Raw genomic sequence first — 11830 nt, forward strand, 5'->3', positions numbered from 1 at the left:
CCGGCACCCCGGGTGGGGTGCCGGCCCTCCGGCGTGCAGGGGGAGCCTCAGCGGCTGTGCTGCGAGTCCGCGATCGTGACCTCGACCCGCTGGAACTCCTTGAGCTCGCTGTAGCCGGTGGTGGCCATCGAGCGGCGCAGGGCGCCGAAGATGTTCATCGAGCCGTCCGGGGTGTGCGAGGGACCGGTGAGGATCTCCTCGGTGGTGCCCACGGTGCCCAGGTCGACCTTCTTGCCGCGCGGCACGTCCTCGTGGACGGCCTCCATGCCCCAGTGGTTGCCCTTGCCGGGCGCGTCCGTGGCACGGGCCAGCGGGGAGCCCATCATCACGGCGTCCGCGCCGCAGGCGACGGCCTTCGGGATGTCGCCGGACCAGCCCACGCCGCCGTCGGCGATGACGTGCACGTAGCGGCCGCCGGACTCGTCCATGTAGTCGCGGCGGGCCGCGGCCACGTCGGCGACGGCGGTCGCCATCGGGACCTGGATGCCGAGCACGTTGCGCGTGGTGTGCGCGGCGCCGCCGCCGAAGCCGACCAGGACACCGGCCGCGCCGGTGCGCATCAGGTGCAGGGCCGCCGTGTAGGTGGCGCAGCCGCCGACGATGACCGGGACGTCGAGCTCGTAGATGAACTGCTTGAGGTTCAGCGGCTCGGCGGCGCCCGACACGTGCTCGGCCGACACGGTGGTGCCGCGGATCACGAAGATGTCCACGCCGGCGTCGACGACGGCCTTGGAGAACTCGGCGGTGCGCTGCGGGGACAGCGCGGCGGCGGTGACGACGCCCGAGTCGCGCACCTCCTTGATGCGCTGCCGGATGAGGTCCGCCTGGATCGGCGCGGCGTAGATCTCCTGGAGGCGACGGGTCGCGGACTCCTCGTCCAGCTCCGTGATCTCGTCGAGCAGCGGCTGCGGGTCCTCGTACCGGGTCCACAGGCCTTCGAGGTTCAGCACGCCGAGGCCGCCGAGCTCGCCGATGCGGATCGCGGTCTGCGGGGAGACGACCGAGTCCATGGGGGCGGCCAGGAAGGGGAGCTCGAAGCGGTACGCGTCGATCTGCCAGGCGATCGAGACCTCCTTCGGGTCCCGGGTACGCCGGCTCGGGACGATGGCGATGTCGTCGAACGCGTACGCCCTGCGGCCGCGCTTGCCGCGCCCGATCTCGATCTCAGTCACGTGTGGTGGCCTTTCCTCTGGGTCTGCGCGTCCAGTATCCCCGAACGCCGGAGAGTCGCGTTCCCATGACCGCTGTACGGACGCGGGTGCGGGCACGGCGAAGGGGGCGGGCCCGGTTCTCACCGGATCCGCCCCCTCGGCTCACGCCGTTCAGCCCTTGCGGCTGTAGTTCGGTGCTTCGACCGTCATCTGGATGTCGTGCGGGTGGCTCTCCTTGAGGCCCGCCGAGGTGATCCGGACGAACCGGCCGCGGTCCTGCAGCTCGGGGACCGTGCGGCCGCCGACGTAGAACATCGACTGACGCAGGCCGCCGACGAGCTGGTGCACGACCGCGGAGAGCGGACCGCGGTAGGGGACCTGGCCCTCGATGCCCTCGGGGATGAGCTTGTCGTCGCCGCCCACGCCCTCCTGGAAGTAGCGGTCCTTGGAGAAGGAGCGCTGGTCGCCGCGGGACTGCATCGCGCCGAGCGAGCCCATGCCGCGGTAGGACTTGAACTGCTTGCCGTTGATGAAGAGCAGCTCGCCCGGGGACTCCTCGCAGCCCGCGAGCAGCGAACCGAGCATCACCGTGTCGGCGCCCGCGACCAGCGCCTTGGCGATGTCGCCGGAGTACTGCAGGCCGCCGTCGCCGATGACCGGGACGCCGGCCGCCTTGGCGGCGAGCGATGCCTCGTAGATCGCGGTGACCTGCGGGACGCCGATGCCGGCGACGACGCGGGTGGTGCAGATGGAACCGGGGCCGACACCGACCTTGATGCCGTCGCAGCCGGCGTCGATCAGCGCCTGGGCGCCGTCACGCGTGGCGACGTTGCCGCCGATGACGTCGACGGTGGAGTTCGACTTGATCTTGGCGACCATGTCGCCGACCAGGCGGGAGTGGCCGTGGGCGGTGTCGACGACGATGAAGTCGGCGCCCGCCTCGATCAGGGCCTGGGCGCGCTCGTAGGCGTCGCCGGCGACACCGACGGCCGCACCGACGAGCAGCCGGCCGCCCTTGTCCTTGGCGGCGTTCGGGTACTTCTCGGCCTTGACGAAGTCCTTGACCGTGATGAGGCCCTTGAGGATGCCCGCGTCGTCGACCAGCGGAAGCTTCTCGATCTTGTGGCGGCGCAGCAGCTCCATGGCGTCCACGCCCGAGATGCCGACCTTGCCCGTGACCAGCGGCATCGGGGTCATGACCTCGCGCACCTGGCGGCTGCGGTCCGACTCGAAGGCCATGTCGCGGTTGGTGACGATGCCGAGGAGCTTGCCGGCGGCATCGGTGACCGGGACGCCGGAGATGCGGAACTTCGCGCAGAGCTCGTCGGCCTCGCGCAGCGTCGCGTCCGGGTGCACCGTGATCGGGTCGGTGACCATGCCGGACTCGGAGCGCTTGACCAGGTCGACCTGGTTGGCCTGGTCGGCGATGGAGAGGTTGCGGTGCAGGACACCGACACCGCCCTGACGGGCCATGGCGATGGCCATGCGGGCCTCGGTGACCTTGTCCATGGCGGCGGACAGCAGCGGAACGTTCACGCGGACGTTCCGCGAGATGAGGGAAGAGGTGTCGATCTCGTCCGGCGCCATGTCCGACGCGCCCGGCAGCAGCAGGACGTCGTCGTAGGTCAGTCCGAGCGTGGCGAATTTGTCGGGCACTCCGTCGGCAGTCATGACACCTTCCCAAATGGTCTTGCTCAGCGCGGATGTCCATGCTAACGGGATCCCGACGCGTCTCATTCCACGACCAAGGTCAAGCAGAAGATTCGTCGTTTCCTACGACGGCGATGGACCGCGACGGACCGGCGGGGGACCGATACGGACCGGTGCGGACCGCGAGGGCCCGCACACCCGCCTCTACTGCTCGGCGAGCGCCCGCAGCCGGCTGAGCGCCCGGTGCTGGGCCACGCGCACGGCTCCGGGGGACATTCCGAGCATCTGCCCGGTCTCCTCCGCGGTCAGCCCGACGGCCACCCGCAGGACGAGGAGCTCGCGCTGGTTCTCCGGAAGATTGGCCAGCAGCTTCTTGGCCCAGGCGGCGTCGCTGCTGAGCAGCGCACGCTCCTCCGGGCCCAGTGAGTCGTCGGGCCGTTCCGGCATCTCGTCGGAGGGCACGGCCGTGCTGCCGGGGTGCCGCATGGCGGCCCGCTGCAGGTCGGCGACCTTGTGTGCGGCGATCGCGAAGACGAAGGCCTCGAAGGGCCGCCCGGTGTCCCGGTAGCGCGGCAGCGCCATCAGGACGGCGACGCAGACCTCCTGCGCCAGGTCCTCCACGAAGTGACGAGCATCACCCGGCAGCCGCGAGAGCCGGGTGCGGCAGTAGCGGATCGCGAGGGGGTGCACGAAGGCGAGCAGGTCGTGCGTGGCCTGCTCGTCGCCTTCCACCGCCCTGCGTACGAGCGCGCTGACGCCCCCGGCACTGCCGCCTTTGGCGGCGCCGGTCGGGCCTGTGGCCGCGGGTGACCCCAGGGCCTCGTCGTCGCGCATCAATCCATGGTGCCTTGGCGCCGGACCTTCCGCGGCACCGTGGCCCTTGTTGTGCATCGAAGCGTTATGAGCAGGTGCGCCGGAACCCATCATCTGCGCCCTCCCCTCCCGCTCGGCCGAATAGTCCCCGAGAGACTCCACACCCTCAAGGATGCGGCATCGCGCACGAAGCGAGACGTCCCCCGGATTGTGCCCCGCCAACCCCCGGGTGCGCACCGGGTACGGCGGGGGACAGGGCTACCGCGAAAACATGGGGCGACGAGGGCGGCGCGCCGCCCCGTCCGCAGGTGGCGGACGGGACCGCTCTCGACGATCCGCGGCCTGCGGCGGACCGGGCCGGGCCCGGCCACGACCGGGAGGTCAGCGGACCAGACCCCAGCGGAATCCGAGTGCCACGGCGTGCGCCCGGTCCGAGGCGCCGAGCTTCTTGAACAACCGGCGGGCGTGCGTCTTGACCGTGTCCTCGGAGAGGAAGAGCTCGCGCCCGATCTCCGCATTGGACCGGCCGTGGCTCATGCCCTCCAGGACCTGGATCTCGCGCGCGGTGAGCGTGGGCGCGGCGCCCATCTCGGCCGAGCGGAGCCGGCGCGGGGCCAGTCGCCAGGTCGGGTCGGCGAGGGCCTGGGTGACCGTGGCCCGCAGTTCGGCGCGCGAGGCGTCCTTGTGCAGGTAGCCACGGGCGCCGGCGGCGACCGCGAGGGCCACGCCGTCCAGGTCCTCGGCGACCGTCAGCATGATGATGCGGGCGCCGGGGTCGGCCGAGAGCAGCCGGCGGACCGTCTCCACACCGCCCAGCCCGGGCATCCGTACATCCATCAGAATCAGGTCGGAGCGGTCGGCGCCCCAGCGGCGGAGGACTTCCTCGCCGTTGGCAGCCGTCGTCACACGCTCGACGCCGGGCACGGTGGCAACCGCGCGACGGAGCGCCTCTCGGGCAAGCGGGGAGTCGTCGCAGACGAGGACGGATGTCATGACCGCCCTCCGCAGCTGCTGATGCGCGTCACCTTGAGCCTCCAGGCTGGTACGTATCGTCACCTGTGCGGTCGATGCTCCCGGACACCTGTCCGAGAACTTGTTGGTTCAACCGCCTTCGCACTCTCAACGATGGTCACTCGAAAGAGTTACGGGTCGGACGGACACCTTCAGCACTCTACGTGAGGAAGCGATCACGGTGTTGGAGCCACGAGCCGCTTGTCCTCCATCTGGAGCTATGCCCTATTTGGCGGCTTTCCTTCCGTTTGGCACGTGTCTGAGGCTAGATTCCCAATGAGTCATATTTACATCTACTCCGACAGTAGGTGTGGAGACCCTTGGAGACATGGACCGTATCCGCCTCAGTACCGGCACCAAGAGGACTACCAATGGCAGATTTCTCCCGCCTCCCCGGACCGAACGCCGACCTCTGGGACTGGCAGCTCCTCGCTGCCTGCCGCGGGGTCGACAGCTCCCTCTTCTTCCATCCGGAGGGCGAGCGGGGCGCGGCCAGGAGCGCGCGCGAGGCCTCGGCTAAAGAGGTCTGTATGCGATGCCCGGTTCGTTCGGAATGCGCCGCGCACGCACTCGCCGTCCGAGAGCCCTACGGGGTGTGGGGCGGCCTCACCGAGGACGAGCGCGAGGAACTGATGGGCCGCGCCCGGCATCGCCTGATCCCCGCGTCGAGTGCGATCGGACCGATCGCGCCGAACTGAGAGCCGACGAAACGTCCGAAGGAACGTTTCCTCGAATCATCGGCACGCCCGGGCGTGTCGCCACCAGGCCCGCGTTTCACGCGTTCGGCCCAACCCGGCCGTCCGATCCGTCCGCCCCCGGCCGCCGCCGGGGGCGTACGCGGGTCAGCGCGCGGCCGCCCGCTCCAGCTCCGCCAGGGTCGCGGCCACGGCCGGCACCCGGGCCAGGTCGGGCAGGGTCAGCGCCACGACCTCCCGCTCGACGGCCGGCTCCACCGCCACCGTGCTCACGCCCTTGGCCCGTACGGACTCCACCGCGAGCTCCGGCAGCACCGCCACGCCCAGCCCCGCACCGACCAGGCCGACCACCGCCGGGTAGTCGTCGGTGGCGAAGTCGATGCGCGGGGTGAAGCCCGCTCCCTCGCACACCTCCACCAGATGGCGGCGGCAGCGCGGACAGCCGGCGATCCACGGTTCGTCCGCCAGCTCCGCCATGCCCACGCGCTCCGCGCCGGCCAGCCGGTGCCCCTCCGGGACCAGCCCGACGAGCCGGTCGGTCAGCAGCGGCCGCACCACGAGGTCGTCCCACTCCCCGACGGAATGGGTGGCCCCGCCGTACCGGAAGGCCAGCGCCAGATCGCAGTCGCCCTCGCGCAGCATCTCCACCGAGCGCGGCGGCTCGGCCTCCACCAGCGAGATACGGGTCCCCGGGTGCTCGGAGCGCATCGCCGCGAGCGCGGTCGGCACCAGCGTGGAGCTGCCGCTGGGGAAGGACACGAGCCGGACCCGGCCCGCGCGCAGCCCGGCGATGGCCGCGACCTCCTCCTCGGCCGCGGTCAGCCCGGCCAGGATCCCCGCGGCATGGCGGACCAGGGCCTCGCCCGCCTGGGTCAGCCGCATCTCGCGGCCCGTGCGGATGAGCAGCGGGGTGCCGGCCGACTGCTCCAGCGCTTTCATCTGCTGGGAGACGGCGGGTTGGGTGCAGCCGAGCTCGCGGGCGGCGGCGGAGAAGGACCCGGTCCCGGCGACAGCGCGCAGGACCCGGAGATGACGTGCCTCGATCACCCACCGAGCATAAGCCCTGCTTTTACTGCTGCGCGAATATTCCGGCGGCGCTTTGAGGCTGCTCCGGTCTAGCGTGTCCCCCATGAGCCCCATGCACCTGATTTCCGTGAACCTCGGCCGCGCCACGGCCGTCGACTACTCCGACGCGGAGGGCGGGGTGACGGGCATCGGCAAGCGCCCCGTCCCCGGACCGGTCCGCGTCGTCGCCCCCGGCCCGAAGGCCACCGGTTCGGGCAGCGGCCTGGAGGGCGACGCCGTCTGCGACCGGCGCCACCACGGCGGCGACCACCAGGCCGTCTACGCGTACGCCCGCGAGGACCTGGACCTGTGGGAGCGCACGCTGGGCCGCGAGCTGCCCGGCGGGATCTTCGGCGAGAACTTCACCACCTCCGGCATCGACCTGAACACCGCGCGGCTCGGTGACCGCTGGCGGGTCGGCGCGGACCTCGTCCTCGAAGTGGCCTCGGCCCGCATCCCGTGCCGGACGTTCCAGGGGGCGCTGGGCGAGGCCGGCTGGGTCAAGCGCTTCACCCAGGAGGCCCGGCCGGGTGCGTATCTGCGGGTGATCGAGGAGGGTTCGGTCTCCCCCGGCGACCCGATCGAGATCATCCACCGGCCGGACCACGACGTGACGGTGCAGCTCTGGTTCCGCGCCTTCACCACCGAGCGGGCACTGCTGCCGCGCACCCTGGCGGCGGGCGCGGCGATGGAGCCGGAGGCCCACGAGCGGGTTCGCCTGTACGTGGAGAAGTACGGGGCCGGGGCCGGGGCGAGGTAGCGCCGTCAGCCGGGGAAGCTAGGTTGCGCCTATGACGACTGCGTTGATTACAGGATCCACGGCAGGCATCGGTGCCGCCTTCGCCCGGCGGCTGGCCGCCCAGGGGCACAACCTGGTGCTGGTGGCACGCGACACCAAGCGGCTCGGCGAGCAGGCCACCGAGCTGCACGACCGGCACGGCATCGAGGCCGAGGTACTGGCCGCCGACCTCTCCACCGAGGAGGGCATCGCGGCGGTCGAGCAGCGCCTCGGCGACCGCACGCACCCGGTGGACCTGCTGGTCAACAATGCGGGCTTCGGCAACAAGGGCCGCTACCTCGAGGTCTCCATGGCCGACGAGCTGACCATGCTGAAGGTGCACATCGAGGCGGTCCTGCGACTGACCTCGGCGGCCACCGGGTCGATGCGCTCGCGCAGCCGCGGCGGCGTGATCAACGTGGCCTCGGTCGCCGCCTTCGTGCCCCGCGGCACGTACGGGGCGAGCAAGGCCTGGGTCGTGCAGTTCACCCAGGGCGCGGCGCGGGACCTGGCGGGGTCCGGGGTGCGGCTGATGGCACTGTGCCCCGGCTTCGTGCGTACGGAGTTCCACCAGCGGGCCGGGATGGGCACGGACAACATCCCCGGCTGGATGTGGCTGGACGCCGACAAGCTGGTCTCCGCCGCCCTGGCCGACCTGGCGCGGGGCAAGACGGTGTCGATCCCGGACCCGCGGTACAAGGCGCTGATGGGCGTGGTGAAGCTGACGCCGCGCGGACTGCTGGGCGGGGTGTCCTCGCGCACAGGCCGCAAGTACGGCCCGCAGTAGCGTCCGTGACCCGCCAGTAAGCCGCCGCCGGGGTTCCCCTGAAGCCGCTAAACGGATGAATTCTCCCTAAACTGGATTTGTCCCATCTCCAGCGGGAGGCGACGCGATGACATTCGTACAGGTGATCGATTACGAGACCAGGCGGTTCGACGAGATGAACGCCCTCATCGACCGCTGGGCGGAGCAGAGCAGCGGCAGGCGCACCGCCACGCACACGATGATCGGCCAGGACCGCGAGGCCCGGAACCACTACGTGGACATGGTCGAATTCGCCTCGTACGAGGAGGCGATGAAGAACTCCCATCTCCCCGAGACGGACCGGATGTTCCAGGAGATGGTGGCCCTCTGTGAGGGAATGCCGAAGTTCATGAACCTCGACGTGGTCCGCGACGAGCACCTCAACAAGCAGCTCGCCAACCGGGTGTTCGAGGAAGCGGCCATGGCCGGCAACATGAGCGTCCTCGACGAGTGCTTCGCGACGAACTACATCGACCACGACGCCAGCAAGGAGGAGCCCACCGTCATCGGACGCGACGCCATGCGCTCGGACATGGAGACGTGGCGCGCGGCCTTCGACATGACCTTCGAGCCGACGGCCCAGCTGGCCGAGGGCGACATGGTCACGACGGTGTGGAACTGGCGCGGCACCCACAAGGGGACCTTCATGGGAGTCGCACCGACCGGGAAGACGTACGAGATGTCCGGAAGCACCACCTTCCGGTGCCAGAACGGAGAGATCACCGAGGGCTGGTGGCACTACAACCCGGCAGCCCTGCAACGCCAGATGGGCGGAACGGGTTCCCCCTACGGATCCTGAATCCGGACCACGGGGAAGGCCCCGTCCCGCGACTGCGGAACGGGGCCTTCTCGGCGTGGGCCGTGATCAGTGGCTGTGGCCGTGACCGCCGTGGCCGTGACCGGCGTCGCCCTCGTCGTCCGCCGGCTTCTCGACGACCAGGGTCTCGGTCGTGAGCAGCAGGGAGGCGATGGAAGCGGCGTTCTCCAGCGCGGAACGGGTGACCTTCACCGGGTCGATGACGCCGGCCTTGACCAGGTCGCCGTACTCGCCGGTGGCGGCGTTGAAGCCCTGGCCCTTGTCGAGCTCGGCGACCTTCGAGGTGATGACGTAACCCTCGAGACCGGCGTTCTCGGCGATCCAGCGCAGCGGCTCGACGGCGGCGCGGCGCACGACCGCGACACCGGTGGCCTCGTCGCCCGACAGGCCGAGGTTGCCCTCGAGGACCTTGACGGCGTGGACGAGAGCGGAGCCACCGCCGGAGACGATGCCCTCCTCGACCGCGGCGCGGGTCGCCGAGATGGCGTCCTCGAGACGGTGCTTCTTCTCCTTGAGCTCCACCTCGGTGGCGGCGCCGACCTTGATGACGCAGACGCCGCCGGCGAGCTTCGCCAGGCGCTCCTGCAGCTTCTCGCGGTCCCAGTCCGAGTCGGTGGACTCGATCTCGGCCTTGATCTGGTTGACGCGACCGACGACTTCCTCGTGGCTGCCGCCACCGTCGACGATGGTGTCGTCCTTGGAGATCGTGACGCGGCGGGCGGTGCCCAGTACGTCCAGACCGGCCTGGTCGAGCTTGAGGCCGACCTCCTCGGCGATGACGGTGGCACCGGTGAGGGTGGCCATGTCCTGGAGCATCGCCTTGCGACGGTCGCCGAAGCCGGGGGCCTTGACGGCGACCGCGTTGAAGGTGCCGCGGATCTTGTTGACGACGAGGGTGGAGAGCGCCTCGCCCTCGACGTCCTCGGCGATGATCAGCAGCGGCTTGGAGGCGCCGGCCTGGATGACCTTCTCCAGCAGCGGCAGCAGGTCCTGGATCGAGGAGATCTTGCCCTGGTTGATCAGGATGTACGGGTCGTCGAGGACGGCCTCCATACGCTCCTGGTCGGAGACCATGTACGGGGAGAGGTAGCCCTTGTCGAAGGCCATGCCCTCGGTGAACTCCAGCTCCAGGCCGAAGGTGTTGGACTCCTCGACGGTGATGACACCGTCCTTGCCGACCTTGTCCATCGCCTCGGCGATGAGCTCGCCGACCTGCTGGTCCTGCGCGGAGAGCGCGGCCACGGCGGCGATGTCGGACTTGTCCTCGATCGGGCGGGCGGTCGCGAGGAGCTCCTCGGACACGGCCTTGACCGCGGCGTCGATGCCCTTCTTCAGGGCGGCCGGGGAAGCACCCGCGGCGACGTTGCGCAGACCCTCGCGGACGAGCGCCTGGGCCAGCACGGTGGCGGTGGTGGTGCCGTCACCCGCGATGTCGTTGGTCTTGGTCGCCACCTCCTTCACGAGCTGCGCGCCCAGGTTCTCGTACGGGTCGTCCAGCTCGACCTCGCGAGCGATGGTGACACCGTCGTTGGTGATGGTGGGGGCGCCGAACTTCTTGTCGATGACGACGTTGCGGCCCTTGGGGCCGATCGTCACCTTGACCGTGTCGGCAAGCTTGTTGACGCCGCGCTCGAGGGCGCGACGGGCGTCCTCGTCGAACTTCAGGATCTTCGCCATGGGAGCGGTTCAGCCCTCTCGAAAACTCGGGTTTAACGAGCTGCGCCCCTCGCCGCCCGGCAATCAGCGGGGTGACCAGGGGCGCAACTCAAAGCAGTACTGATGAAGAGAATTACTTCTCGACGATCGCGAGCACGTCGCGGGCCGAGAGGACGAGGTACTCCTCGCCGCTGTACTTCACTTCGGTGCCGCCGTACTTGCTGTAGAGCACGATGTCGCCGACGGTGACGTCCAGCGGGAGACGCTGGCCGTCCTCGAAGCGACCCGGGCCCACCGCGAGGACGACGCCCTCCTGGGGCTTCTCCTTCGCGGTGTCCGGGATGACCAGGCCGGAGGCCGTGGTCTGCTCGGCGTCGAGCGGCTGGACCACAATGCGGTCCTCAAGCGGCTTGATGGCAACCTTGGAGCTGGCGGTCGTCACGATCCGACCTCCCCCTTCGGAGATCCGGGGTTAACTGTCTGAGGTGGCGACCAGGTCGATCCGTCGTCGCGGGTGCCGGATCTGCCTGTCGCTGTGTTGGCACTCACCAGGGGTGAGTGCCAGGTGCGAGACTATTCCGGCGATTAGCACTCGGTCAAGCGGAGTGCCAATTCCCGACGGTCGGGCGTTGCGCGGAGGCCGGTCCGGATCACGGAAAAGCCGGACGCACGCACGTTCGGCATCACTACTGTCCCAGGCATGACCAGGACAAACTCCGGCGTGCGGTGGCACCACGCCATCCCGATCGCCCTCGGCCTCGCCGCCGGGATCTTCATGTGCCACGCGGCCGTGCCGCGGCTGATCACCCAGTTGACGGGGGTGGAGGGCACCTTCCGCGCGGAGCGCTGCACTTGGGGGGAGCCCGATTCCGACGGGGACCGGACGATGAAGTGCGAGGGGCGCTACAGCGCCGCCGACGGATCGTTCACCATCCCCGGGATCGAGATCGACGGCGTCTTCGACGACCGGCCGAAGGCGCCGGTGCCCGCGCGTGTCGGCGGGCCGTCGGCCGACCATGCCGTGCAGACGGACCTCCTGACCTCGCTCGCGCCCATCGGCGTGGGGTTGACGGCCTTCGCGTTCCCGGCCTGGGCCCTGACCGCGGCCACCCGCGACGTCCTGACCCGCCGCCGCCACCGCCGGTCCGGCCCCGCAGAGGTCGAGCCGCCGGTCGTGGTGTGACCACGGCGGTGTGCGGGTTCCCCTGCGGGGTGCTTGGCGGTGTGCGGGGGTGGGGCGGTGCCCCGCACGAGGGTCTCCTCGGCTCGCGCCTGCGGCCGTGGTCCGGTTGTGCGGCCTGGGTTGCGCGCTCGTCCTGCGGGGACCCTCCTGCGTGTCCCCGCCCCACGCCGGGGCTTCGGCAGCCCGGGCGGAGGGGAGTGGGGACG

At 70.3% G+C, this 11830-nt stretch carries 12 protein-coding genes; 5 read left to right on the forward strand and 7 right to left on the reverse strand.

The window, feature by feature from the left end:
* Window positions 1-47: 47 nt before the first annotated feature.
* From ACWGE1_RS36480 to ACWGE1_RS36495, 4 genes are all read right to left on the reverse strand, one after another.
* Window positions 48-1172: a GuaB3 family IMP dehydrogenase-related protein gene (locus ACWGE1_RS36480; RefSeq protein ID WP_030011161.1), complete on the reverse strand. Its 1125-nt coding sequence runs from the start codon at window positions 1170-1172 to the stop codon at window positions 48-50.
* A gap of 150 nt (window positions 1173-1322) precedes the next feature.
* A complete protein-coding gene (guaB, locus tag ACWGE1_RS36485; protein ID WP_453424766.1) occupies window positions 1323-2822 on the reverse strand; it encodes an IMP dehydrogenase in 1500 nt (499 codons plus the stop codon).
* A 183-nt stretch (window positions 2823-3005) separates the two neighbouring features.
* Window positions 3006-3635 carry a sigma-70 family RNA polymerase sigma factor gene (locus ACWGE1_RS36490; RefSeq protein WP_030389108.1) on the reverse strand — a complete coding sequence of 210 codons (630 nt, stop codon included), beginning with the start codon at window positions 3633-3635 and terminating at the stop codon, window positions 3006-3008.
* 360 nt (window positions 3636-3995) lie between these two features.
* Complete coding sequence (locus ACWGE1_RS36495; RefSeq protein WP_003948568.1) at window positions 3996-4607, reverse strand: response regulator transcription factor; 612 nt, start codon at window positions 4605-4607, stop codon at window positions 3996-3998.
* 389 nt (window positions 4608-4996) lie between these two features.
* Here ACWGE1_RS36495 and ACWGE1_RS36500 point away from each other — a divergent pair, with 389 nt between their 5' ends.
* Window positions 4997-5323 carry a WhiB family transcriptional regulator gene (locus tag ACWGE1_RS36500; RefSeq protein WP_030011164.1) on the forward strand — a complete coding sequence of 109 codons (327 nt, stop codon included), beginning with the start codon at window positions 4997-4999 and terminating at the stop codon, window positions 5321-5323.
* 144 nt (window positions 5324-5467) lie between these two features.
* Here the strand turns inward: ACWGE1_RS36500 and ACWGE1_RS36505 are convergent, their stop codons facing one another.
* Window positions 5468-6367: a LysR family transcriptional regulator gene (locus ACWGE1_RS36505; protein ID WP_453424767.1), complete on the reverse strand. Its 900-nt coding sequence runs from the start codon at window positions 6365-6367 to the stop codon at window positions 5468-5470.
* Window positions 6368-6458: 91 nt separating this feature from the next.
* Between ACWGE1_RS36505 and ACWGE1_RS36510 the strand changes: the two genes are divergently transcribed.
* From ACWGE1_RS36510 to ACWGE1_RS36520, 3 genes are all read left to right on the forward strand, one after another.
* On the forward strand, window positions 6459-7145 hold the full coding sequence (locus tag ACWGE1_RS36510) for an MOSC domain-containing protein (RefSeq protein ID WP_453424772.1): 687 nt from the start codon (window positions 6459-6461) through the stop codon (window positions 7143-7145).
* A 31-nt stretch (window positions 7146-7176) separates the two neighbouring features.
* On the forward strand, window positions 7177-7950 hold the full coding sequence (locus tag ACWGE1_RS36515) for an SDR family NAD(P)-dependent oxidoreductase (RefSeq protein WP_453424768.1): 774 nt from the start codon (window positions 7177-7179) through the stop codon (window positions 7948-7950).
* Window positions 7951-8056: 106 nt separating this feature from the next.
* Window positions 8057-8767: an ester cyclase gene (locus tag ACWGE1_RS36520; RefSeq protein ID WP_453424769.1), complete on the forward strand. Its 711-nt coding sequence runs from the start codon at window positions 8057-8059 to the stop codon at window positions 8765-8767.
* A gap of 66 nt (window positions 8768-8833) precedes the next feature.
* Here the strand turns inward: ACWGE1_RS36520 and groL are convergent, their stop codons facing one another.
* Window positions 8834-10462 carry a chaperonin GroEL gene (gene groL / locus ACWGE1_RS36525; RefSeq protein ID WP_453424770.1) on the reverse strand — a complete coding sequence of 543 codons (1629 nt, stop codon included), beginning with the start codon at window positions 10460-10462 and terminating at the stop codon, window positions 8834-8836.
* Between the two features lie 112 nt (window positions 10463-10574).
* Window positions 10575-10883, reverse strand: coding sequence for a co-chaperone GroES (gene groES, locus ACWGE1_RS36530; RefSeq protein ID WP_030011064.1), 309 nt, complete (start codon window positions 10881-10883; stop codon window positions 10575-10577).
* Window positions 10884-11141: 258 nt separating this feature from the next.
* Between groES and ACWGE1_RS36535 the strand changes: the two genes are divergently transcribed.
* Window positions 11142-11624, forward strand: coding sequence for a hypothetical protein (locus ACWGE1_RS36535; RefSeq protein WP_453424771.1), 483 nt, complete (start codon window positions 11142-11144; stop codon window positions 11622-11624).
* Window positions 11625-11830 lie beyond the last annotated feature (206 nt).

Source organism: Streptomyces sp. NPDC054932, from assembly GCF_053610205.1.

Coding starts and splice junctions, on each gene's coding strand:
- guaB (WP_453424766.1), bottom strand. CDS start 2,822: ATGACTGCCGACGGAGTGCCCGACAAATTCGCCACGCTCGGACTGACC.
- ACWGE1_RS36490 (WP_030389108.1), bottom strand. CDS start 3,635: ATGCGCGACGACGAGGCCCTGGGGTCACCCGCGGCCACAGGCCCGACC.
- ACWGE1_RS36495 (WP_003948568.1), bottom strand. CDS start 4,607: ATGACATCCGTCCTCGTCTGCGACGACTCCCCGCTTGCCCGAGAGGCG.
- ACWGE1_RS36500 (WP_030011164.1), top strand. CDS start 4,997: ATGGCAGATTTCTCCCGCCTCCCCGGACCGAACGCCGACCTCTGGGAC.
- ACWGE1_RS36510 (WP_453424772.1), top strand. CDS start 6,459: ATGCACCTGATTTCCGTGAACCTCGGCCGCGCCACGGCCGTCGACTAC.
- ACWGE1_RS36515 (WP_453424768.1), top strand. CDS start 7,177: ATGACGACTGCGTTGATTACAGGATCCACGGCAGGCATCGGTGCCGCC.
- ACWGE1_RS36520 (WP_453424769.1), top strand. CDS start 8,057: ATGACATTCGTACAGGTGATCGATTACGAGACCAGGCGGTTCGACGAG.
- groL (WP_453424770.1), bottom strand. CDS start 10,462: ATGGCGAAGATCCTGAAGTTCGACGAGGACGCCCGTCGCGCCCTCGAG.
- ACWGE1_RS36535 (WP_453424771.1), top strand. CDS start 11,142: ATGACCAGGACAAACTCCGGCGTGCGGTGGCACCACGCCATCCCGATC.